Source organism: Flavobacterium sp. CG_9.10 (genome assembly GCF_015752245.1).
GTDB lineage: Bacteria > Bacteroidota > Bacteroidia > Flavobacteriales > Flavobacteriaceae > Flavobacterium.
On the sequence record NZ_JADOVD010000020.1, the window covers coordinates 12,587 to 35,607 of the forward strand.

19 protein-coding genes are annotated in these 23,021 nt (G+C 34.0%); 5 read left to right on the plus strand and 14 right to left on the minus strand.

What is annotated here, in order from left to right:
- Positions 1-106: 106 nt before the first annotated feature.
- Complete coding sequence (locus IWX84_RS14275) at positions 107-910, plus strand: endonuclease/exonuclease/phosphatase family protein (RefSeq protein ID WP_196851430.1); 804 nt, start codon at positions 107-109, stop codon at positions 908-910.
- On the opposite strand, the gene IWX84_RS14280 is transcribed toward IWX84_RS14275, so the two are convergent.
- Positions 911-1,753 (minus strand): isoaspartyl peptidase/L-asparaginase, encoded by an 843-nt coding sequence (locus tag IWX84_RS14280; protein WP_196851431.1) that lies wholly within the window; start codon positions 1,751-1,753, stop codon positions 911-913. It abuts the gene before it with no gap.
- A 112-nt stretch (positions 1,754-1,865) separates the two neighbouring features.
- Positions 1,866-2,738 carry a cyanophycinase gene (locus tag IWX84_RS14285; RefSeq protein ID WP_196851432.1) on the minus strand — a complete coding sequence of 291 codons (873 nt, stop codon included), beginning with the start codon at positions 2,736-2,738 and terminating at the stop codon, positions 1,866-1,868.
- A 266-nt stretch (positions 2,739-3,004) separates the two neighbouring features.
- Here IWX84_RS14285 and cphA point away from each other — a divergent pair, with 266 nt between their 5' ends.
- On the plus strand, positions 3,005-5,629 hold the full coding sequence (gene cphA, locus IWX84_RS14290) for a cyanophycin synthetase (RefSeq protein WP_196851433.1): 2,625 nt from the start codon (positions 3,005-3,007) through the stop codon (positions 5,627-5,629).
- A gap of 231 nt (positions 5,630-5,860) precedes the next feature.
- Here the strand turns inward: cphA and IWX84_RS14295 are convergent, their stop codons facing one another.
- From IWX84_RS14295 to tgt, 12 genes are all read right to left on the minus strand, one after another.
- Positions 5,861-6,772, minus strand: coding sequence for a glutaminase (locus IWX84_RS14295; RefSeq protein WP_196851434.1), 912 nt, complete (start codon positions 6,770-6,772; stop codon positions 5,861-5,863).
- Positions 6,773-6,816: 44 nt separating this feature from the next.
- Complete coding sequence (locus tag IWX84_RS14300) at positions 6,817-8,076, minus strand: asparagine synthetase B (protein WP_196851435.1); 1,260 nt, start codon at positions 8,074-8,076, stop codon at positions 6,817-6,819.
- Positions 8,077-8,489: 413 nt separating this feature from the next.
- On the minus strand, positions 8,490-9,155 hold the full coding sequence (locus IWX84_RS14305; RefSeq protein WP_196851436.1) for a response regulator transcription factor: 666 nt from the start codon (positions 9,153-9,155) through the stop codon (positions 8,490-8,492).
- A 3-nt stretch (positions 9,156-9,158) separates the two neighbouring features.
- Entirely contained in the window at positions 9,159-9,944 is a 786-nt protein-coding gene (locus IWX84_RS14310) for a sensor histidine kinase (protein ID WP_231385499.1), read from the minus strand.
- Positions 9,945-9,958: 14 nt separating this feature from the next.
- On the minus strand, positions 9,959-10,588 hold the full coding sequence (locus tag IWX84_RS14315; protein WP_196851438.1) for a hypothetical protein: 630 nt from the start codon (positions 10,586-10,588) through the stop codon (positions 9,959-9,961).
- Positions 10,589-10,990: a hypothetical protein gene (locus IWX84_RS14320; RefSeq protein WP_196851439.1), complete on the minus strand. Its 402-nt coding sequence runs from the start codon at positions 10,988-10,990 to the stop codon at positions 10,589-10,591.
- 169 nt (positions 10,991-11,159) lie between these two features.
- Positions 11,160-12,701 (minus strand): replicative DNA helicase, encoded by a 1,542-nt coding sequence (dnaB, locus tag IWX84_RS14325; protein ID WP_196851440.1) that lies wholly within the window; start codon positions 12,699-12,701, stop codon positions 11,160-11,162.
- Between the two features lie 144 nt (positions 12,702-12,845).
- The gene (locus tag IWX84_RS14330) at positions 12,846-13,799 is read right to left on the minus strand and encodes an acetyl-CoA carboxylase carboxyltransferase subunit alpha (protein ID WP_196851441.1); all 954 of its coding nucleotides are present in this window, start codon (positions 13,797-13,799) and stop codon (positions 12,846-12,848) included.
- A gap of 209 nt (positions 13,800-14,008) precedes the next feature.
- Complete coding sequence (locus tag IWX84_RS14335) at positions 14,009-14,599, minus strand: dual specificity protein phosphatase family protein (protein ID WP_196851442.1); 591 nt, start codon at positions 14,597-14,599, stop codon at positions 14,009-14,011.
- Between the two features lie 364 nt (positions 14,600-14,963).
- Positions 14,964-15,845, minus strand: a complete 882-nt coding sequence (locus IWX84_RS14340) for a DMT family transporter (protein ID WP_196851443.1) — start codon at positions 15,843-15,845, stop codon at positions 14,964-14,966.
- The gene (locus IWX84_RS14345) at positions 15,832-16,920 is read right to left on the minus strand and encodes an LptF/LptG family permease (protein ID WP_196851444.1); all 1,089 of its coding nucleotides are present in this window, start codon (positions 16,918-16,920) and stop codon (positions 15,832-15,834) included. Before IWX84_RS14345 ends, IWX84_RS14340 begins: the two co-directional genes overlap by 14 nt.
- A gap of 161 nt (positions 16,921-17,081) precedes the next feature.
- Complete coding sequence (gene tgt / locus IWX84_RS14350) at positions 17,082-18,212, minus strand: tRNA guanosine(34) transglycosylase Tgt (RefSeq protein ID WP_196851445.1); 1,131 nt, start codon at positions 18,210-18,212, stop codon at positions 17,082-17,084.
- A gap of 433 nt (positions 18,213-18,645) precedes the next feature.
- On the opposite strand from tgt, the gene IWX84_RS14355 reads away from it, so the two are divergent.
- From IWX84_RS14355 to IWX84_RS14365, 3 genes are all read left to right on the plus strand, one after another.
- Positions 18,646-19,689, plus strand: a complete 1,044-nt coding sequence (locus IWX84_RS14355) for a tyrosine-type recombinase/integrase (protein WP_196851446.1) — start codon at positions 18,646-18,648, stop codon at positions 19,687-19,689.
- A gap of 238 nt (positions 19,690-19,927) precedes the next feature.
- Positions 19,928-22,483: a T9SS type A sorting domain-containing protein gene (locus tag IWX84_RS14360; protein ID WP_196851447.1), complete on the plus strand. Its 2,556-nt coding sequence runs from the start codon at positions 19,928-19,930 to the stop codon at positions 22,481-22,483.
- A 1-nt stretch (position 22,484) separates the two neighbouring features.
- Positions 22,485-22,727, plus strand: a complete 243-nt coding sequence (locus IWX84_RS14365) for a hypothetical protein (RefSeq protein ID WP_196851448.1) — start codon at positions 22,485-22,487, stop codon at positions 22,725-22,727.
- Positions 22,728-23,021 lie beyond the last annotated feature (294 nt).

A 23,021-nucleotide genomic window follows, 5' to 3' on the forward strand; every position in this document is an offset into this window, starting at 1 on the left:
ATTTTAAAACAGTATATTTAGACAAAAACTATATCAAGTAGTTTTCTTCCTTTTAATAAATAAAAAGCGTTAATTTGAATCATCTATTAAAGGAACATCTCCATAAATGAAACCTCACTTTTTCCTCCTGCTTTTTCTAATTTACTCTGTTGGATTCTCACAAACGACACTCCTATCTTGGAACCTAGAAAATTTTGGCAAATCAAAATCAGAAGAAACGATTAATTATATCGCCAGTACATTAAGATGCTATGATATTATTGCTATACAGGAAGTTGTTGCTGGTTACGGCGGTGCTCAAGCAGTTGCAAAACTAGCCGATGAACTTAATCGTAAAGGAGAAAAATGGGATTATGTGATTAGTGATCCAACAAGCAGTAGTGCTTATAAAACGGAGCGCTACGCTTTTATTTGGAAATCGAGCAAAATTAAGAAAATTGGGAGCGCTTGGCTCGAAAAAAAATACCATTTGGAGATTGATAGAGAGCCTTATTTTTGCACGTTTCAATATGAGAGCAAGCAATTTACAGTTGCTAATTTTCACGCGATTACCAAAAATAAACAGCCCGAAACAGAGATTAAATATTTCAAATTTATACCAGCAGAATATCCTACCTTGAATTTAATTTTCGCAGGAGATTTTAATTGTCCGCAATCGCATACCGTTTTTAATCCTTTGAAAAAAATGGGTTATCAATCGATTTTGGAGAACCAGAAAACCTCATTGAAAAAAGAATGTAAAAACGAGAAATGCTTAGCTTCAGAATTTGACAATATGTATTATAATGACTCCAAAATCAACAGCATAAATTCCGGAATTATTTCGTTTTATAAAAATTTCAATTCACTTCAAGAAGCTAGAATAATTTCGGATCATATTCCTATTTGGTTTGAATTTTCCTTGAATTAACTACTCAAAAACTTCAAAATTATCCCCGTCAAAACTGGCAAAAAACATAGTGGGATGTGAGTCTTGGTGATACACATTTCCATTATTATCGATAGCAATTGCACCTGCAAAACCATCATACGGTTTGAGTTCTTCGAAGGTTTTAGTAAAGGCTTCTTGCAAAGAAAAACCATCAGTAACTCTGGTCACAATTTTTGCAGCTGTAGCATTGCTCACAATGTCCTCTCCCACTCCAGTTAAACTTACCCCGCAAAATGCATTGGCATAATTTCCTGCAACCGTTGCCGAATCTGAGATTCTTCCTGGAATTTCGAAACCTTTTCCTCCTGTAGAGGTGGCAACCGCAATTTTATTATTTTTATCTAATGCCACACAACCCACAGTTCCTGTTCCGCTGGCTTTTAGTTTTGCTTCAAATTCAGTTCGACGTTGTGGAATTTCAGTTGAAAAAGCAGGAAACCCATTTTGTCTAGCAAAATTAGTGGCTCCACTTCCGCCCAGCACTCTATCGTCATATTCCATCAATAATTGAGCAACTTGAACTGGATTTCGAACTTCTTCAATATTGATAACGCCACTCATTTTCTGAGTTTCACCATCCATTATTGCCGCACTCATTCTGATTTTTCCGTCGCTTTGTATTTGGGAACCAATTCCTGCATTAAACAACTCATCATCTTCAAGTAATGAAACAGCAAAAACCACCGTTTCTACTGCAGAATGCGTTTTTAAAAATTCATAAGAATCTTTAGCGATTCTCTCTAAGGCATTTTGCTTGGCTACTTTTGTCTCGTGATTGGTTGATGATTCCGAAAAAAAACCACCATGTATAATTATTTTCAAAGTAAAAATTTAAAGTTAAAATCAGTGTTAAAGTAAAAAGCGTCCAACAAATTTATAAATATGAAGTATCCATTTCCTTTATCTTTCATCAATGATATTGTCAGATCTAAAATTAAGTGTATTGCGAAGAATGAATATGCATTTTATGCGTTTCAAGATTATAAGTATCAAATTTACTCATGACATGTGTCACTAAATGCGAAATTGAAATGGGTTGACCTAATTCAACTTGTGTCAAATTCGTGTCTTTTATCTCACGCCCATCTACTAAAATTACTAACCCGGAACCTATCGCCTCCATATCCTTGTTATTCGTAATCAATAAACCAGTGTCCTCTCCAAGTCCAATTCCCAGTATTCTAGGATTGCCAACAACTGCTTGAAAAAGCCTTCCTATTCTTCCGCGTTGTACAAAATGCGTATCAATAATTACCCCATCTATCAATCCTAATCCGCTACTAATTTTCACTTCACCTTTCAATAAAGCTTCTGAACTACTTCCTTGGTAAATCATATTATTAGAAGCTGCCGCTGCTCCCGCAGATGTTCCTGCATAAATAAATTCTTCGTTGTGGTACTTATCCAATAAAATATCATGAAAAGGCGTCCCTCCAAGTATCGATGACAATCGCAATTGATCTCCTCCAGTAAACATCACAATATCGGCCGCTTTTAAACGATTTAAAATAGTCTCATCCGATGCTTGTTCTCTTCGTACAATGTCAAGTATATCAATGTTTTTAGCATTCAAATATGCAAATGCTTTAATATATTCAGGACCAATTTCTTTTGGAATAACCGAAGCTGTTGTAATGACTTCTATACGAGAATTCTCTTTATGCTTTGATTCATTAATAATCCTTTTCAAAATGCCAGTTTCAAAAAAATTTAAATTGCTTACCGCATTTTTATCCAAATTGGTTTCAGTAAAACTTCCTTTATCTACCGCACCTCCTATTATTATAAGTTTTCCTAATATATTCATTTTGTAAAAATAACCAAAAAGATAAAAGAAGCACTTGAACTTTACTATTTTTTTGAATAATTTTAGGCCTTACACTATTTGTTAATTTAAAAATAATAAATTTTGATTTGGATTTATAAAACTATACTTTAGGTGCATAATATTGTATTTTTATCACAAACTTACTTGTGTATTAGGCCTCAATTCTAATTTCATAATTCATTTTAAATAAAAACAATTTACAATATCACAAAATCATTTTGTTTAAAAAATCAATATTTCCGTTTATGAAAATAGTAAAAGTACAAGCCCTTCGTGGACCAAATATTTGGAGCATACAAAGAAAAAAATTAATCCAAATGCGATTGGATTTGGAGGAAATGGAACAATTCCCAACAAATAAAATCGACGGATTTAGAGAACGGATCGAAGCCATGTTTCCTAGCATGATTGAACATCGCTGTTCTGAAGGATGTCGTGGTGGTTTTTTTTCCAGAGTGGAACGCGGTACGTGGATGGGCCACGTAATTGAACATATTGCACTCGAAATTCAATCGTTAGCAGGTATGGAAACCGGATTTGGAAGAACTCGTGAAACCAAAACTCCTGGAACTTATAATGTTGTTTTCAGTTATACAGAAGAAAATGTAGGACTATTTGCTGCTGAATCTTCCGTTGCAATCGCCGAAGCCTTAATCGCTGGAACCGAATATGACTTAGAGGCCGATTTACAAAAAATGCGTGAAATTCGTCAAATTGTTCGTCTTGGACCAAGTACCGCGAGCATAGTGGAAGAAGCAGTTGCACGAGATATTCCGTGGATTCGTTTGGGTACTAATTCATTAATTCAATTGGGTTACGGTATAAATCAAATGCGCTTTCAAGCGACAATCACTTGCAAAACGAGTAACATTGCGGTGGGTATCGCCTGCAACAAAGAAGAAACCAAACGTATGTTACACGGTGCTTCAATTCCTGTCGCAAGTGGAAGTATATGTTCCGAAGAAGCTGAGTTAGAAGCAACCATTAAACAAATTGGTTATCCAATTGTAATAAAACCATTGGATGGAAATCACGGAAAGGGAGCTTCTATTAATGTAAACAATTGGGAAGACGCAAAATCTGGTTTGGCTTTCGCCAAAGAATACAGTCGAAGAGTGATTGTAGAAAAATTCATCATAGGATTTGATTTCAGGGTTTTGGTAATTGACAATAAACTAGTGGCTGCTGCCAAAAGAGTTCCAGCCCATGTGATCGGGGATGGTAAAAACAATATTCAAGAATTGATTAATATTGTAAATTTAGATCCAAACAGAGGATACGGTCACGAAAATGTACTAACTGAAATTACTGTAGACAGAGATACTTTGGATTTATTGGACCGATTAAAATACACCTTAGAAACGATTCCTGAAAGTGGTGAAATCTTATATTTAAAATCTACTGCAAATTTAAGCACAGGCGGTACTTCTGTAGATGTAACCGACCTGATGCATCCTGAAAATATTTTTCTTGCCGAAAGAATTTCAAGAATAATTGGTCTGGATATTTGTGGTGTAGATATTATGGCAGAAAACCTTACCCAACCTTTGAAAGAAAATGGCGGAGTTATACTTGAAGTCAATGCTGCACCGGGTTTCCGTATGCACTTGGCTCCATCCGAAGGTTTACCTAGGAATGTAGCATCGCCTGTTATCGATATGTTGTATCCTCCGGGAAAACAAAGTCGAATTCCTATTATTGCGATTACAGGAACTAATGGAAAAACTACAACTACCCGACTTATAGCTCATATTGTAAAAAATAATGGATACAAAGTTGGATTTACCACATCAGATGGGATTTATATTCAAAATCACATGATGGAAAAAGGAGATACAACAGGACCACTTAGCGCCGAGTATATTCTCAAGGATCCAACGGTAGAATTTGCTGTACTAGAAACTGCCCGTGGCGGAATTCTGCGTTCAGGTTTAGGTTTTAGTCGTTGCGATATCGGAATTATAACTAATATTCAAGAAGATCATTTGGGTTTAAGTGATATTCACACACTTGACGATTTAACAAGAGTAAAAGCAACAGTTGTAAAAAGTATCAAGAAAGACGGTTGGGCAATTTTGAATGCGGACGATGAATATTGTATAAAAGTAGGAGCTGATTTAAATTGTAATGTGGCTTATTTCAGTTTGAGTGAAGATAATCCTTTAATTAAAAAATTGTGCTCTGAAGGAAAAACAGTTGCAGTCTATGAAAATGGTTTTATTACCGTCAAAAAAGGAGAGTGGAAAATCCGTATCGAACGCGCAAGTCACGTTCCTTTAACGATGGGAGGAAAAGCTAAATTTATGATTGCCAATGTGCTTGCTGCAACTTTGGCAAGTTATTTATGGGGATTTAAAACCGAAGATATCAGTTTGTCATTACAAACTTTTATTCCAAGTGCCGCACAAACTCCGGGTCGTATGAATATTTTTGAATTCAAAAAATTCAAGGTATTAATTGATTTTGCTCATAATCCTTCTGGTTATAAAGGCATTGAGGATTATTTACAAAGTGTTGATGCAACCAAAAAAATTGGAATTATCGCAGGTGTTGGTGATCGCCGCGACGAAGACATCAAAGAATGTGCTTCGATTGCCGCGAGGATGTTTGACCACATTATTATTCGTCAGGAAAAATACCTTAGAGGAAGAACCGAAGAGGAAATTATAAATTTAATCCTTGAAGGAATTAAAAATTCTGGTAAAGTGATAACTTATGAGATAATCCCTAAAGAAACGGAAGCGATTAGACATGCTATTGATTGTGCTGAAGAAGGTAGTTTTATCACGGCGCTAAGTGATGTAGTCACGAACGCCATAGGTATTGTACAAGAATATTTAGACAAAGAAAACGAGAGTGAAATTCTATAATATTTCTCTTTAAATAACAAAAGCCACTTTAACAGGTGGCTTTTTTTTGGTGTCATTATTAACTTTAAACCCAATAAATCATGATTTACTTTAGGAGCTATTTCCTGCTATCCGCTATATCTTTTTCACTTGTTCTCGATACTCGCTTTTCAAGCGAACTCGAACTGACGTGAAAAAGGATACCGCTGTTATCAGGGCTAGAAAAACAGTCGTTGCAAATAATTTAAATATCTAAAAAATTGACATCCCAGTTTTAGTGGTCAATAACTCTAAAGCATTCATTCCCAACTCTGAATTTCCTTTTTCGTTAAGTCTGGGACTCCATGTAGCAACCACAAAATTTTTAGGATACAAAGCCGCAATTCCGCCGCCAATTCCGCTTTTACCGGGCAATCCCACTTTATAAGTGAATTCTCCTGACTCATCATAGAAGCCACAAGTTTGCATTAAAGCATTGAGTCTTTTTACTTGACTTTTGGAGACTATTTGCTTTCCGGCTTGGGTTTTTCCTTCATTGGCAAGAAAGAAAAAAGAATGCGCCAATTCTTTACAGGTCATTTCAATGGAACATTGATGGAAATAAAAATCCAAAACCGTTTCAACATCATTATCTATAGTACCAAATGATTTCAAAAAATTGGCCAAAGCCGCATTTCTAAAACCAGTTTCTTTTTCAGACTGCGCCACTTTTAAATTAAAATCAATAGTTGGACTACCGGAAATCATTCGGATAAAGTTTAAGAATTCTTCTTTAGGATTTTTTAAATGTGACACCAATATATCCGCAATAACTATTGCTCCGGCATTAATAAACGGGTTTCTTGGAATTCCTTTTTCGTATTCCAGTTGCACTAAGGAATTAAACGGATCACCTGATGGCTCTACGCCAACTCTTTTCCACATTTTTTCATCCAAAAAAGAAAAAGCTAATGTCAAAGTCAATGCTTTGGAAACACTCTGAATGGAAAACTTTTCGTTACTGTCACCTATGCCAAAATCTTCTCCATTAATAGTCGTTAAATGAATTCCGAATTTATTTGGATCTACTTTAGCCAATTCGGGAATGGTTTTGGCGACTGTTCCAATAATAGGAGCTGCTTTAGCTTCTTGATAAATTTCCTGTAAAATTAAAGAGTAGTCCATGCGTTCAATAGCGTTGAAAGAATTTTGTAAAGTAAAATATAGGACTATGTTTTCTGTTTTTTCTTCCTTGCTGCAGGAAACAAGACATTATTCAAAATCAATCGATATCCCGGAGAATTGGGATGCAAATCCAAAACTGTCGGCGGATCACCCACTTGGTGCTGAAAATCCTCGGGATCGTGACCTCCATAAAACGTATACATACCTTTTCCTTTTTCGCCATGAATGTATCGCGCTTCACCGTTCAGTTCACAAGTTCCCATAACCAAAACATTAGATTTTATAAGGGCAGTATCGAATGAAGTGGTTTGTCCCATAAAACCTTTTACAAGTTGCGTATGATTTTGACATAACATACTTGGAATTGGATCCCATTTTGCCGAAAATTCCATCAAAGTAAAATAATCTTTCTCCATTGGAATTCTTCTTTTCAAAGTCATATCAATGTCTGAAAACTCATATTGTTCTGGTCTTCGCTCTAAAATAAAATCTTTAAAAGCAAAGGTATTGCTATAATTAATCTTTGATTGATAATTGGGAGCACTGGCATCGCCATCAAACATGGGTTCGCAAATATCAACACCATCCGCCGCCAAAGCAATATCAAAACTATCGGTCGCGGAACACATGGCAAACATGAATCCGCCACCTATAACGAAGTCTCTAATTTTTTTAGCAACCGCTCCTTTTTCTTGAGATACTTTTGCGTATCCTAATTTTGCCGCCAAAGCTTCAGCATCTTTCTTTTGCTCAATATACCACGGTGCATTTCTGTAAGCACCAAAAAACTTACCATATTGACCGGTAAAATCTTCATGATGTAAATGCAACCAATCATAAAGCAGCAGTTGGTCGCTTAAAACTTCTTCATCATAAATAGGCGTAAATGGAATTTCGGCATAAGTCAAAACCATTGTCACAGCATCATCCCAAGGTTGTTTTCCTTTGGGTGTATAAACAGCAATTTTCGGGGCTTTTTCCAGAATAACTGTTTCCATATTTTGCGAAGGACTAGAAATTTCATCTAAAATTCTGGCTTCTTCGCTATCGGAAAGGATTTCAAAACTTACTCCCCGAATCTGACATTCTTTGCGTATTTCAGGCGCATCGGGTAATAGAAATGATCCTCCACGATAATTCAGTAACCAGCTCGCCTTATAATTTTTGTCTAAACACCAATAGGTAATTCCGTATGCTTTAAGATGGTTTTGTTGCGTAGTTTCATCCATCGGCAACAAAATAAAAGAGGCTTTTGCGGCAATGGAAAGTAAAAAAAAGAATATATACACGAATCGTTTGGTCATTACATTTAGCTTAAAAGATATAAAGTAGCCATTTAAAGTAATCAAATTTAATCATTTATTTAGTCAATAAAAATAACAAGCATCCTATTTAAGATTTAAAATGTCTAATTCCCTTTATAAAATATTTTGTCCATTTAAAAAAAACTAAAAACACGTATAATTACGTATATGCAAGAAAAGTATAATTTATAATTTAGCTAATCGAATTTAAATAAATCTAGTAAATGAAAAATTTTGTGATGAGTCTAAACGAAAATAATAGCCCATTTAATGGCATGAACATTATTAAAAAAATAGGATTGTGTTTATTGGTTGCACTAATTATAACCTTTTATATATTATGTTTTCAATTTCTCAGTATTTAATACTATTCTAATTGATAATATAAGTATTTTTTCAAAATGTACTTTGCCTTATTCTTCGAGGACTATGATTTCATTTTGAATGGCATAAACTACCAATCCAGCTATATTTCTGGATTCTGTTTTAAGTAATAAATTATTTCGATGTCCCTCAACAGTACGTGGACTTATAAAAAGTTGCCTGCCTATTTCTACCGTATTTTTCTGTTTGCAAATGAGTTGTAGTACTTCAATTTCACGGCTAGTCAGAAAATTAATGTCAAAATTACTTTTGGTTTTCTTAACAGTTAAGACGTCATCTTGAATGATTTTCATCACATAATCTGTGTAATAAAACCCTTTTATTGCAACCTCGTTTATGGTTGTTATTAATTCTTGTGGAGTAGCATTTTTAATAAGATAAGAAACTGCCCCCACATCAATCATATTTGCCACAAAAGATTTCGAATCATAACTGGTTAACGCAATAATTTTGATTTCCGGGAAATCTTTGTGTATGATTTTTGTGGCTTCAACACCGTTTATCTCTGGCATTTTTAGATCCATTATAATAATATCAGGAAAAATAGCCGTCTCTTTTAAGAAAGTTATAAGTTCACTTCCATTCGAGGCTTCGAATATTATTTCTAAATTTTTCTCTCTTTGCAACAAGAAAGAAATCCCTTTTCGGAACAGGATTTCGTCATCGACTAAAACTATTTTAATAGAATCATTCATACTTTAAAAATTAAATACAACTGTAATTCCTTTGTTAATCTGCGAATCTATTGTGATCACGCCATTTAAAAAAGCGATCCTACTTTCAATATTTTTCATCCCAAGTCCTTTCTGATTTATACTGTTTTTTAAATCAAATCCAATTCCGTTATCAGAATACCGACAGGTTTTTACATTATTGTTTTCTTCAAAAAGAATGGAAACTATGCTCGCTTTTCCATGACGCAATGAATTATTCATTAATTCTTGTAACACTCTAAAAACATGCAAATGCTTGTCCTTATCTGAATCATTAAACTGAACATTATTCTGGTAATTGACCTCTACTGATTTACTGCTGCTAAATTCCAAACATAGTTCTTCGACACCGGCATGAAGACCAAATTTATCTAAAACTGGAGGTAACAAACCATGAGCAATTTTCCTCGAGTTGTCCAATGCTTTACCCGTAAGATTGATAATATTCCCTGTAATTTCTTTTACTTCTGCTTCTGACAAGTTGGGCGTCGTTAGCAAATGACTATTCAACGAAACGATATTAAGTTTAGAACTAATATCATCGTGTAAATCCTGAGCTATTCGTTTACGTTCGTCTTCTTGAGTAATAATTACGGCACTTAAAAGCTCTTTTTGATACTGGATTTCTAAATCTTTTTTTTCCAATTCCTTTTGGATAATTTTCTTTCTCGAAAAATAAAAAAATAGGACTAAAACCACAGACATTATTATAAAAAATGCCGAGGTATATAAAATGATTGCAACAATTTCTTTTTCGTATGCCTGATTCATCATCATCACTTTTATTATTGACCTGTCTTATTTGAAAAACTCTTTTTCCACTCTACAAATACAAAAAATTGGTAAACAATGTATAAAAAAGCATTCAAAGTCCATGTATTATAGCTCATTGTAGGACTTAATTTCGCTGTTAAATTCCCTACAAGAAATAAAATGGTACTTCCAAATAAATACATTAGAATTCCCGTATTGATGTAATAGAACTCTTTTTTTCCATTTAACATATTGTAAAAATGAAAGGTAGCAAACACAATTAGCAAAAAGGAGGTAATTACTATTTCGAATAAATTGAATGCAAAAAACAAACTGGAATCATACCCGTATTGGATCATTAAAGCCAATAAACCGATGACAAAACTAATCTGGATTATTTTTTTTTGATGAGTATCCTTTAAAATCGCCAGGTAAAAAAAACTCAGTATAACAAACTGTCCTATAAAATAAAAATGGGATAAGAATAGATTGTGAATATGTAGTCTTTTTAATATCCCCGATAAAACTTCAATAATTAAAATTATACCCAAATATCCAGTAAAAATCCTATAGGCTCTTCCTTGATTGGGAAAGCCTTTTACAAACAGGATTAGATTAAGCAGCAAAATTAATTCTCCGATATATACAAATAAATAATACATTTAGTTGTAAACATTTAAAGGGCTATTTGGGTCACCCTCTGGTGGACAAGGTTGAGTAAAATCATAAATACTATCAGCTACTACAGTATTATTTTCAACATCAAGCTTCGTGATCATATCTACATAAATTTTTGTTTCAGGATCGTATTTAGTACCTACAATCATTAATTTTTCAACGCCTTTATCATCCACACCAATATAAGCTCTCACAGCATCTATACCTTCAGTCAAGACTTCCTGAATGTCTTTTTTTGGAATTAGAAAAGCATGCACCTGATGATGTTTATTGTATTGACCCTCTTCTTTAGACCAACGCTTAGCCCAGCGTTGTGCTGCATCAAGTGATATTGCGTTTGTTACTTTATTTGGGACTAGGTTTTCAGTAAAATTTTCTTCAGACATATTTCTACGTAATTTAAAATAAAAACAATTATTCGCTAAACTACTAATTAATATTACCTTAACAAAACAAATTGCCTATTTATACTATTAAAAAAAAGCCTAAATCATTTCAATGATTTAGGCTTTTCTAGTGGTACTATATAAGAACCAAAAAATTTATTTTATTTTTCTAAAACGGGACATCACTATCGTCATCATCATTCAAATTACTTCCAAAAGCTTCATTTGCCGAAGGAAAAGATTTGGTTATAAAAGCGTTTTCATCATGATTCATTTTTGAAGGCAAATCATCGTAACCACCGCTGTGATCTTCCAAGTTATCAAATTTACCCAGATTTCCAATAAACTTCAAACGAACGTTTTCTAAACTACCATTCCTGTGCTTGGCAATAATAAATTCGGCTTGACCAGCGGTTGGTGATTGTTCATCGTCATCCCACTCGTCAATTTTATAATATTCCGGTCGATAAATAAACGAAACAATATCAGCATCTTGTTCAATTGCACCCGATTCACGTAAATCGGAAAGCAATGGTCTTTTACTGGATCCACGAGTCTCAACAGCACGCGACAACTGAGAAAGTGCAATTACGGGAACATTTAGTTCCTTTGCCAATGCTTTTAAGTTTCTGGAAATGGTCGAGATTTCCTGTTCACGGTTTCCTCCTCCTTTTCCGTTTCCACCGGCCGTCATCAATTGCAAATAATCTACAATAATAATTTTTACATCATGTTGTGAAACCAAACGTCTTGCTTTTGCTCTTAAATCAAAAATGGAAAGCGACGGTGAATCATCAATATATAGTGGTGCTTTTTCTAAGTCTTTTACTTTGGTACTTAATTGCTCCCATTCATGTTTTTCTAATTTTCCAGTTCTAAGCTTTTCAGACGACAAGCCAGTTTCAGATGAAATCAATCTTGTAATCAACTGAACAGAGGACATCTCTAGCGAAAATAAGGCGACCGCTTTCCCTGAATCTATCGCAACGTTTCTTGCCATAGAAAGTACAAATGCCGTTTTACCCATACCCGGTCTCGCCGCAATAATAATTAAATCACTTGGTTGCCACCCTGAAGTAACTTTGTCTAATTTTTCAAAACCAGTTTCTACTCCACTTAATCCCTCTTGACCGGCAATTTCTTCAATTCGTTTTTTGGCTTGCAATACTAAACTCTGAGCCGTTTCGGAGCTTCTTTTTACATTTCCTTGAGTAACTTCGTATAATTTAGATTCTGCTTTGTCTAATAGTTCAAAAACATCAGTCGTTTCATCGTAGGATTCTTCAATGATTTCTGATGAAATCCGAATCAAACTCCGTTGAATGTATTTTTGAAGAATAATTCTCGAGTGAAATTCGATATGAGCCGAAGAGGAAATTTTTTGCGTAAGCTGGATTAAGTAAAAATCACCGCCCGCTAAATCTAATTTCGCATTTTTTCTAAGTTGGGCAGAAACGGTCAATAAGTCAATAGGCTGCGTTTCTGTAAAAAGCTGAACAATAGCTTCAAAAATATATTTATGTGCATCTTTATAAAATGCGTCAGGCTGTAAAATGTCAATTACATCATCTACCCCTTTTTTATCAATCATCATGGCACCAAGGACTGCCTCTTCCAAATCTAAAACTTGAGGAGGTAATTTCCCTTTTTCTAGGTTTATTATTGTTGATTTATCGATCCTTACTGGGTTTATGTTTTTGAAGTTTTCCATGTAGCGAAAGTAGCTAAAATTAAAAAATTATAGTGTTTGAGTTGTTACGAATAAATGTTGATAAGTAACTATTTTTTGTTTATAACCAAAAAAAAATCCGTCTCGTTTGTCAACGAGACGGATTAAATTTAATTTCATAAAAATTTATTCCTTGTACTCGCCCATTTTACTGTATTTGTCCATTCTTTGGGCAATTAATTGCTCTGTTGATAAGTCTTTCAATTCATTAAAACCTTTCATGATATATTGCTCCACGGTTTTGAAAGCGGTTTCTCTATCGTAATGCGCTCCACCTAATGGTTCCGGGATAATATCATCGACTAATTTTTGTTTTTTCATGTCAGTGGAAGTTAATTTCAAAGCTTCAGCAGCTTGCTCTTTATACTCCCAACTTTTCCAAAGAATAGAAGAACATGATTCTGGTGAAATAACAGAATACCATGTGTTTTCCATCATATAAACTCTATCTCCCACACCTATTCCTAATGCTCCACCTGATGCTCCTTCTCCAACAATAACTGTAATAATTGGCACTTTTAAACGAACCATTTCAAAAATGTTTCTAGCAATTGCTTCACCTTGTCCGCGTTCCTCCGCTTCAAGACCTGGATATGCTCCCGGAGTATCAACTAAAGTCAAAACCGGAATGCCAAATTTCTCTGCCATTTTCATCAATCGCAATGCTTTGCGGTACCCTTCTGGATTTGCCATTCCAAAATTACGGAACTGACGCGTTTTAGTATTAAATCCTTTTTGTTGACCTACAATCATAAAAGACTGACCATCAATTTTTCCTAAACCACCAATCATGGCTTTATCATCTTTAAAACCTCTATCACCAAAAAGTTCCAGGAAAGTTTCGCCACATAGCGCCCGAACATGGTCCATTGTATAAGGACGGCTTGGGTGTCTCGATAGTTGAACACGTTGCCAAGCTGTTAAATTTTTATAAATACTCCTTTTAGTTTCTTCTAGTTTTTTGTTGATTTGCTTGCAAGTATTCGTTACATCAACATCTGATTCTTGACCAATAACTAGACATTTATCTAACTGATCTTCTAGTTCTTTTATTGGAAGTTCAAAATCTAAATATTCCATAGGATTTCTACGTTTTGTTTTTAATTCGAACGGCAAATATAAAATTTTAAATCGTTCAAAATGGCTATTTTCTAATTTATGTCTCCTACTACACTTTGTAAAGGATAAATATTGGATTATAAATCCTACGAAAGCTACATTTACTTTCTTTTCGAAGATTAAAAATAGAATCTTAACTATATCAATTTGAATGCCTTTTGGATTTTAAATTAGTTCTTCTTTGCTGCTACTTCTTTTCTGGAATGATAGGCTTTTAAATATTCCCCTTTTGGAGTTCCATCATCAAAGGAGCTGAATTTTATTAGTGTTCTTACTCCTTGACGCGCCGCTTCATTGGTGAAATTTTCATACTCAATTCGATACAATGCGGAATACATTTCGGCACGACCGATACCATGATAACAATGAATCAGCACCGGATAATTTTCCTTGTTGTCCATTATTTTAAAAAACGTGTCCAAATTTTCTTGTTTTGGAACTTGATCGGAACCATTATTAAAATAGTTAACGCCTTTTATTTTTGCTACGGCCTCTTTTTCAGCGGTTAATTCCGCTGGGATTTCAGGATTATTTTTTAAATCTGTCGTTCCCGGAAAACGCAAATCGACAATAGATTTTATATGATATTTGGTAACATAACTTTCTAATTCCTCCGGCGGAATAACCCCAGATTTGTAAACTTTTCCTTCCGTAATCGTCTCAAAATTATGATTGATATTCATATCATAAATCTCTTTCCCCACAAAGAATAAAATTATAGCAAGTATTGAAAACCCTATTATCTTTTTATTTTTTTTCATAGTACAAAGGTCTGATTTAATATTGGAATAGAACTGTTTAACGCGGAGTTTCGATTCAACTACTTGTTTAATACAATCTTAAAATAAAGGCAATGGGAAGAAACAATAAATAATAAACCCGTTGGGTGCAGTTCAATTTTTTTTCACCACATAGAGACATAGTTTTTGTGTATTTTAAAAGTCGTTTCACCCTACATAAAGAAAACATAGCTACGTGAACCTAATCATTGGGCTATTCATCTCTTTTTTTTAACTTTTCTATGTGGTTAAATTTTATGTTTAGTTATCAACGTCTATTCTTTATAATTACACCCAACCGGAAAATTACAAATTTTTTAAAAAAAACTAATACCAAGAAACCAATTTAATCGTCTTTTTTATAATGTTTAATCACACCATTTAGGATGACGGTGATGACAATTATTACGGCTCCGATATAAAATTCAACACTCATTTTTTCTTTTCCTCCAAGGATAAAATATGCCAAAATAATGCCATAAACCGGTTCTAAATTGGTAGTCAGCATTACCGTATAAGGCGTCAGTTTTTGCATCACTTTTACCGATGCCGTAAAAGCATAAGCCGTACAAATAGAGGCTAAAATCAGAATTAAAATCCAATTGTTGGCTGTTAAAACAAAGAAATCTAAAGAGAATTTTTGTTGAAATATAAAGTAAATGGTGATAAAGAAAACACCCGCCAGAAATTCATAAAAAGAAATAACCGAAGGATCGTGGTTTTCTATTAATTTCCCATTCATAAGGGTAAACAAAACACCTAATATAATGGCCACCAACGCATACAACATGCCTTCTAAGTAATTGACCTCAACTTTCATAATCAGTCCAAGACCGGCAATGATAATGAGTCCAAAAAACACTTCATACCAAAGCACTTTTCTGCCATAAAAAATAGGTTCCAATATTGAAGCAAAAAACGCACCCAACGAGAAAACCGAAAGCGTAATCGAGACATTAGAAACATGAATGGCTTTGAAAAAAAAGATCCAATGCAGCGCTATCAATAAGCCCACAAAAATCAATTTGAGGAAAGATTTCATTGGAATCCGAAATGATTTCTTTTTGAATATAATAAATAGCGATAAAAAAACACTGGCAAAAAACATTCGATACCAAACTAAAGAATCTGCAGTTATGGTGATTAAAGCGCCTAAAATGGCGGTAAAACCCCAAATAAAGACAATCAAATGGAGGTTTAAGTAACTCTTGATTTTATCGTTTTGCATTCCGTAATAAATAAATGGCTAATATCCCAAAACCAACATTGGGCAACCAAACGGCCAAAAATGGGGGAATACTCGATTTCTCGGCCAATACTCCAAATATTTTATCAAAGAAAACAAAGGCAAAAGCCAATGCAATTCCTATGGCAAGATTTATTCCCATCCCGCCTCGACGTTTCATCGATGACACCGAAACTGCAATAATCGTTAGAATAAAAGCTGATACCGGAACACTAAATTTTTTGTACAAAACCACTAAATAGACATTGATGTTCGAGGAGCCACGCTTTCGTTCTTTGTCAATAAATTTGATTAATTTATTCAAAGTCAAAGTCTCGGCAATATAGACCACAGGTGCTAAATCTTCTAAATCAAAATTAAACTTCGCTAATTTTTCCGGTGCCTTTTCAATTTTATCATTCAATACCCCGACTGTTCTTTTCGTATAATCATACATCGTATAATTACGCGTCTTTGGGTTCCATTTTATTCTGCTTGCGGTAATTTTGTAAACTAATTTTTGCTCTTTAAATTTCTCCAATGAAAAATTAAAAGCAATCTTAGACAATGGATTAAAGCTATTGACATAGATAAATTCAGTATCGCTAATTTGTCTGTAAACATCAGTGTCATCGCCTCGCATGGCTTCTCTTCCTCCCGTTTTTAAATAGGTGTATCTAAAGTTATTGAAGCCTTCGCTGGCTTTTGGAACAATAAAAAATCCCATCAATAAAACAAAAACCGAAACAATGGAAGCGCCAATCACGTAAGGTCTTAAAAATCGGGTAAACGAAATACCCGAACTTAAAACGGCGATAATCTCGGTGTTGTTGGCTAATTTTGAAGTAAACCAGATAATCGATAAAAACAAAAAGATCGGAAATAAGGAATTCGCAAAATAAATCGTGAAATTATAATAGTAGATGGCAATTTCCACAAAGGGAACTTTATTCTCCAGCATGAAATTGATCTTCTCCGAAACATCAATAACAATTCCTATAGGTATGAACATTAACAACATAGCCGAAAACGTGGCTAAATATCTTTTTAGGATGTATTTGTCTATTATTGTTAACATAAAGGTTTATTCGGTTAATCGTTTATTTGGTCATTCGTTAAAATGGTGAATCGGTTATTCGTTAATTTGGTTATTCGGTTAAACAGTTAAACGCTTAAACAGTTAAATCAATTAATAGGTTATTCAGTTAAACAAATCAACGAATAAACAAATCAACAAATTTACAATCTTTGGCTCATATTCTTCACCATCATTTCTTTCCAAGGTTTGAAATCGCCTGCTAAGATATGTTTTCTAGCCTCACGAACCAACCACATATAAAACCCAAGATTATGGATTGTGGCAATTTGTTTCCCTAGGTATTCATTGGCAGCAAAAAGGTGACGCAAATACGCTTTGGTGTATTCCGTATCTACATAAGTGATGGCCATTTCGTCAATAGGAGAAAAATCATCGGCCCATTTTTTGTTTTTGATATTTATAGAACCGTTCGCCGTAAAAAGCATTCCGTTTCTGGCATTACGCGTAGGCATCACACAGTCAAACATGTCGATTCCAAGCGCAATATTTTCGAGAATATTTATTGGAGTTCCCACGCCCATCAGATAACGCGGTTTGTCTTCTGGTAAAATTTCACAAACTACTTCCGTCATCGCGTACATTTCCTCTGCCGGTTCCCCAACTGAAAGTCCACCAATGGCATTTCCCTGTTGATTGGAATTCGCAATATATTCGGCTGATTGTCTTCGTAAATCTTTGTACGTACTTCCCTGAATAATTGGGAAAAACGTTTGGTCGTAACCGTATTTCAATGGCACTTTATCCAAGTGACTGATGCAACGGTCTAACCAGCGGTGCGTCATGTGCATCGAGCGTTGTGCATAACGGTAATCGCAAGGATAAGGCGTACATTCATCAAAAGCCATGATAATATCGGCACCTATGGTACGTTGAATTTCCATCACATTCTCTGGGGTAAAAAAGTGATACGAACCGTCAATATGCGATTTGAACTTCACCCCTTCTTCCTTAATTTTTCGGTTGGCCGATAGCGAATACACTTGGTATCCGCCAGAATCCGTCAAAATATTACGGTCCCAGTTCATGAATTTATGCAATCCACCGGCTTTCTCCAGAATTTCGGTTTGCGGACGCAAGTATAAATGATAGGTGTTTCCCAAGATAATATCCGGATTTATATCTTCTTTCAATTCCCGTTGATGCACCCCTTTTACAGAGGCTACCGTACCCACAGGCATAAAAATAGGTGTTTCAATCACACCGTGATCAGTAGTAATAGTTCCCGCTCTAGCTTTTGACTGCGGGTCTGTTTTCAATAAATCAAACTTCATAGTAACGTTTTTCTACCGATTGTTCGGCGGGCAAAGATAGGTTAATTTGAAAATTAGATAATTAGATAACTGGAAAAATTAATTCAGATTTGGGATTTCCTCACAAATTGAGGCGATAACACAAAACTTTCTGATGTATGTAAGGAATCGTTACTACCAACTGTAAAATCAAAAATCGTTCCTCTACAATCTTAAATCATTTGGGCGTGCCCCTCCGTCTCGTCCCAAAAAACGAGACTACAGGTCGGGCTATCCGTTGCAATCTTTTTCTTGTTCTCGATACTTCCGCTAAAAAGCGGAAACTCGAACTGACGAAAAAGGAATTTCACTGCTATCCCTCACGCAAAAAAGCTGCTATACTGCAAGAACCATTGGTGTAATAAAGGAATATTTATAAAAAAATAGTATCTTTCAATCAGAAAATCAACACGATATGACTTGGGCAGCAAAATTGATACAACACAATAGCGAAAATAGAATCGCCGTTTATTTTGAAAAAAGTCAAGACCTGATTGCCCGTGTAAAACAAATAGAAGGAGTACGATGGAGTCATCAGAAAACGGTTTGGCACATCCCAGATACAATCGAAAACCGAGAACGTTTCAAGATAGAACCTCCGTCATATTCGCTCCCTTCACCTGAAGGAATTGTTCAAATACAAAAATTCAAACAATGGATGCGTTCCAAACGCTATAGCGAAAGTACCATAACTACCTATTGCGAAGCCTTAAAATCTTTCTTGATTTTCCACAGCGAAAAACCAGTTGTAGAAATCAATAATGAGGACGTGATAATATATAATAACGAGTATATTTTAAAAAACAATCTTTCGGCTTCCTACCAGAATCAAACGGTGAACGCTATCAAATTATTTTTCATAACAGTTAGAGAAACCAAAATCGATATTGACAAAATTCACCGGCCAAAACGAGCTAAACTATTACCTAATGTTTTAAGTAAAGAGGAAATAAAATTAATCTTGAATGCCCACAGCAATATCAAACATAAAATGATGCTATCATTAATTTATAGTTGTGGCTTACGTTGCGGTGAATTATTAGCACTGCAGCCCGTTCATATTGACTCGCAAAGGAATATTGTATTACTCAAAAATGCAAAAGGGAAAAAAGACCGAATTGTACCTTTGAGTCCTAAAATTTTAGAAATGCTGCGTGACTATTATACCGTTTATAAACCAACTGCTTATTTATTTGAAGGACGAGGAACAGGACAACCCTATGACGCTCGGAGTTTGCAACTCATCCTAAAACAAGCCATAGTAAAAGCCAATATTAAAAAGCCCGTTACGCTACATTGGTTGCGCCATAGTTATGCCACTCATTTATTAGAAAGTGGAACTGATCTTAGATATATACAAGAACTATTAGGTCACAACAGTAGCAAAACTACTGAAATCTACACACATGTAAGTACCAAAAGCATTCAACAAATTAAAAGTCCTTTTGATGATTTGTAAGAATTTTTCAATATATTTGAAAATAAATAAAGCGAAACAAAACTTCGCCAATCTACCCAGAATTGGGTGTATATACGAAGTTTAATTTCGCCTATATGCAAGTTGGCAGAAAATTTTGACCAGCGTTCGGGCTAAAAGGAAACTTCTCGAAAACTAAAAAATTTGAAACTAAAAGTCGGAAAAGCCGAAACAGCGACTAAAAAGAATCTGAAAGTGGGCAAATTAAATTTATAATAAAATGAAAAAAAAATTACTGATTATTTTTATGCTTATTGGATATTGTAGCTTTTCACAAAATCCAGCGGATGTTGACCTCACTTTTAATAATTCCAATAATTCAGGTTTTAGTCAATCTACTGATGTGGTAAATTCAGTAATGTATTCATCATTCGCCAAAATCTATTTAGGAGGTTTCTTTTCATCTTATTTTGGTACAACTGCCAATAATATAGCTTGTATTAACATTAATGGTGGTATTGATACAAGTTTTAATACTGGAATTGGTTTTAACAATTCAGTTAATTGCATTATTGAAACATCTACTGGTAAAATTATGGTTGGTGGCAATTTTACCAATTATAATGGAAATACTTCAAATCGAATTATTCTTTTAAATACAGACGGTAGCATTGATAGTTCTTTTATAATTGGTAGTGGATTTAATGGTAATGTTCTCGCAATTGCTATTCAATCAGACGGTAAACTTATAATTGGCGGCGATTTTACAACCTATAATGGTAATTCTGTTAGTAAAATTGTTCGATTAAATAGTAACGGAAGCATTGACACTTCATTTTTAGTAGGTACAGGCTTCAACAATAGTATTAAAAGCATTGCTATACAAACAGATGGTAAAATGTTAATTGGTGGTTCTTTCACATTATATAACGGTTCTAATAAAAATAGAATTGTCCGTCTTAATAGTAATGGCGCTCTTGATACGTCCTTTTTTACTACTTTTAATAATAATGTTAATAAGATTGCTTTGCTTTCAGATGGTAGTTCTGTTGTAGGTGGCGATTTTACCACTTGTACCGCAATAGTTAGCGGAGTATCAACCCAAGTGTCTGCAAATAGAATCATAAAATTAAATAATGATGGCACCATTAATAATACTTTTGGAATTGGAACTGGATTCAATTCAACTGTTTATAGTATTTATCCTCTCGTTAATGATAAAATAATTATATGTGGAAATTATACAACTTATAAAGGAGTAATTTCTAATAAAATAACCCAATTAAATGCAAACGGCACAGTAGATACCACATTCATTTCGAGCGGTAACGGACTGGATAATTCCGTATTATCAATTGCAGTAGGTGCTAAAATTTTGATTGGCGGAAGTTTTAATTCAACAGTCAATACTGTTTCAGGTCCTTTAAACTCAAATAGAATTCGAGTATTAAACGATGATGGGAGCTTTTTTACATCTTTTGCAAATAAAGTTGGAATTTATCCTGATTCATCTGTACCAAATTATGTAATGGCAATTGCTATAAAATCAGACGGAAAAATTTTAGTTGGCGGTAATAGTGAAACTTATAACAGCTCAATAGCTAACAGTATTGTGCTTTTAGATAATAATGGGTATGTTGATTCTTCATTTTCATCAGGAACAGGCTTCACAGGTGCAAATCCTTATATTAGATGTATCGTACCACAACCAGATGGGAAAATTTTAGTTAGTGGTTATTTCACATATTATAATGGTGTACAATTTACCAAATATATTACTCGTTTGAATAGTAATGGAAGTATAGATAATTCATTTTCTACAAGTAGTTTGCAAAATTATAGTACTTATCTAATTTGTCTGCAACCCGATGGTAAAATAATACTAGGTGAAACTAACTATACATATTACAATGGTATTCCATCAGCTCGTATTATTCGTTTAAATAACAATGGGACAGTCGACAATTCTTTTGTTTCAAATACTGGCTTTAATCTTGGAATCACAACAATTGTACTACAAACTGATGGTAAAATTTTAGTTGGTGGAAATTTTACAACTTATAATGGAGTTTCATCTAATAGAATTATTAGGTTAAATGCAAATGGTAGCATTGACAATTCTTTTCAAATTGGAAGTGGTTTTGATAATATAATATATGATATAACAGTACAATCTGATAATAAAATTTTAGTTGGTGGAAATTTTATGAATTATAACGGCACACCAGCTAAAAGAATAATACGTTTAAATTCCAACGGTACAATAGATAGCTCGTTTATAATTGTAGGTACAAGTTTTGATAAATCAATTTCGAAAATAAAAATTCAAGCAGATGGTAAAATTTTAATAGGTGGATCATTCACAAATTATAATGGTATCATCGCAAATAATCTTATTCGTTTAAATAATGATGGCACTAAGGATACCTCATTTTTAACGGAAGCAAGCCCAAACAATACACTTGCCAGTTCATATGTAAACGATATAGATTTACAAACAGATGGGAAGATATTAGTAGTAGGTTCTTTTTTTAATACAATAGATAACACACGCCGCAGCATAGCACGTTTATTGGGAGGAACAGCACCATTATCAAATAACGAATTTGAAATAGATAAACTTAAAATTTACCCAAATCCTGTTAAAGACATTTTAAATGTAGCAAATACCAATATTTTTTTAAACTATGAAATATTTAATTTGTTGGGTTCAAAAATTATTTCAGGCACTATTACAAATGGACAAATAATGGTTTCTGATTTGACAAGCGGAATATACATTATCAAAATAAAAGATGGCAATAAAATAGTAACCAATAAATTCATAAAGAAATAAAATGGAAACCAAAACTGATTCAAAAGGAAATATTTACATTGAAGTTGGAAATTTAAGAATATCATACATTGAACAAAAAAACCGAAGTAGTTTAAAAGATTGGCCCAAAGCTGATGTTTTAAGAATACAAGCATACAGAGGAGAAGGAAATGCTTTACATCAAGGTGCTGAATATCCAGTTGAAAATGAAAGAAGCATTTATAATTTATTTGAAGCATTTTCAAAACTTATGAATGACAAATAAATTTTCTAATAAAATATGATTTTGGCTTCGCCAAAATCATATTTTGTTTGTAACAGTAATGGAATAAAGATTTTAACAAAAAAAGTTGTTTTGAATATTAAAAAAGGTTTTGACAACTTAACTATTCATAAAATCACAAAATTGACAATTGAGAAAATACTGCCTTTAAGAATCAAAACGGAGAATTAAATCTTCTGCCAATCGAGTAGACGGCTCCGCCAGTAACTGACGGAGTGCGCCTCTCACACCACCGTACGTACGGGTCTCGTATACGGCGGTTCGCAAAGAGATGGG

What these genes read in the sequence shown, in the direction of transcription:
- IWX84_RS14300 (WP_196851435.1), bottom strand. Translation starts at nt 8,076, where the DNA reads ATGACCAAACGATTCGTGTATATATTCTTTTTTTTACTTTCCATTGCC.
- IWX84_RS14295 (WP_196851434.1), bottom strand. Translation starts at nt 6,772, where the DNA reads ATGGACTACTCTTTAATTTTACAGGAAATTTATCAAGAAGCTAAAGCA.
- IWX84_RS14365 (WP_196851448.1), top strand. Translation starts at nt 22,485, where the DNA reads ATGGAAACCAAAACTGATTCAAAAGGAAATATTTACATTGAAGTTGGA.
- IWX84_RS14330 (WP_196851441.1), bottom strand. Translation starts at nt 13,799, where the DNA reads ATGGAATATTTAGATTTTGAACTTCCAATAAAAGAACTAGAAGATCAG.
- IWX84_RS14275 (WP_196851430.1), top strand. Translation starts at nt 107, where the DNA reads ATGAAACCTCACTTTTTCCTCCTGCTTTTTCTAATTTACTCTGTTGGA.
- IWX84_RS14310 (WP_231385499.1), bottom strand. Translation starts at nt 9,944, where the DNA reads ATGAATCAGGCATACGAAAAAGAAATTGTTGCAATCATTTTATATACC.
- IWX84_RS14335 (WP_196851442.1), bottom strand. Translation starts at nt 14,599, where the DNA reads ATGAAAAAAAATAAAAAGATAATAGGGTTTTCAATACTTGCTATAATT.
- cphA (WP_196851433.1), top strand. Translation starts at nt 3,005, where the DNA reads ATGAAAATAGTAAAAGTACAAGCCCTTCGTGGACCAAATATTTGGAGC.
- IWX84_RS14305 (WP_196851436.1), bottom strand. Translation starts at nt 9,155, where the DNA reads ATGAATGATTCTATTAAAATAGTTTTAGTCGATGACGAAATCCTGTTC.
- dnaB (WP_196851440.1), bottom strand. Translation starts at nt 12,701, where the DNA reads ATGGAAAACTTCAAAAACATAAACCCAGTAAGGATCGATAAATCAACA.
- IWX84_RS14345 (WP_196851444.1), bottom strand. Translation starts at nt 16,920, where the DNA reads ATGTTAACAATAATAGACAAATACATCCTAAAAAGATATTTAGCCACG.
- IWX84_RS14360 (WP_196851447.1), top strand. Translation starts at nt 19,928, where the DNA reads ATGAAAAAAAAATTACTGATTATTTTTATGCTTATTGGATATTGTAGC.
- IWX84_RS14315 (WP_196851438.1), bottom strand. Translation starts at nt 10,588, where the DNA reads ATGTATTATTTATTTGTATATATCGGAGAATTAATTTTGCTGCTTAAT.
- IWX84_RS14355 (WP_196851446.1), top strand. Translation starts at nt 18,646, where the DNA reads ATGACTTGGGCAGCAAAATTGATACAACACAATAGCGAAAATAGAATC.
- IWX84_RS14285 (WP_196851432.1), bottom strand. Translation starts at nt 2,738, where the DNA reads ATGAATATATTAGGAAAACTTATAATAATAGGAGGTGCGGTAGATAAA.
- IWX84_RS14340 (WP_196851443.1), bottom strand. Translation starts at nt 15,845, where the DNA reads ATGCAAAACGATAAAATCAAGAGTTACTTAAACCTCCATTTGATTGTC.
- tgt (WP_196851445.1), bottom strand. Translation starts at nt 18,212, where the DNA reads ATGAAGTTTGATTTATTGAAAACAGACCCGCAGTCAAAAGCTAGAGCG.
- IWX84_RS14320 (WP_196851439.1), bottom strand. Translation starts at nt 10,990, where the DNA reads ATGTCTGAAGAAAATTTTACTGAAAACCTAGTCCCAAATAAAGTAACA.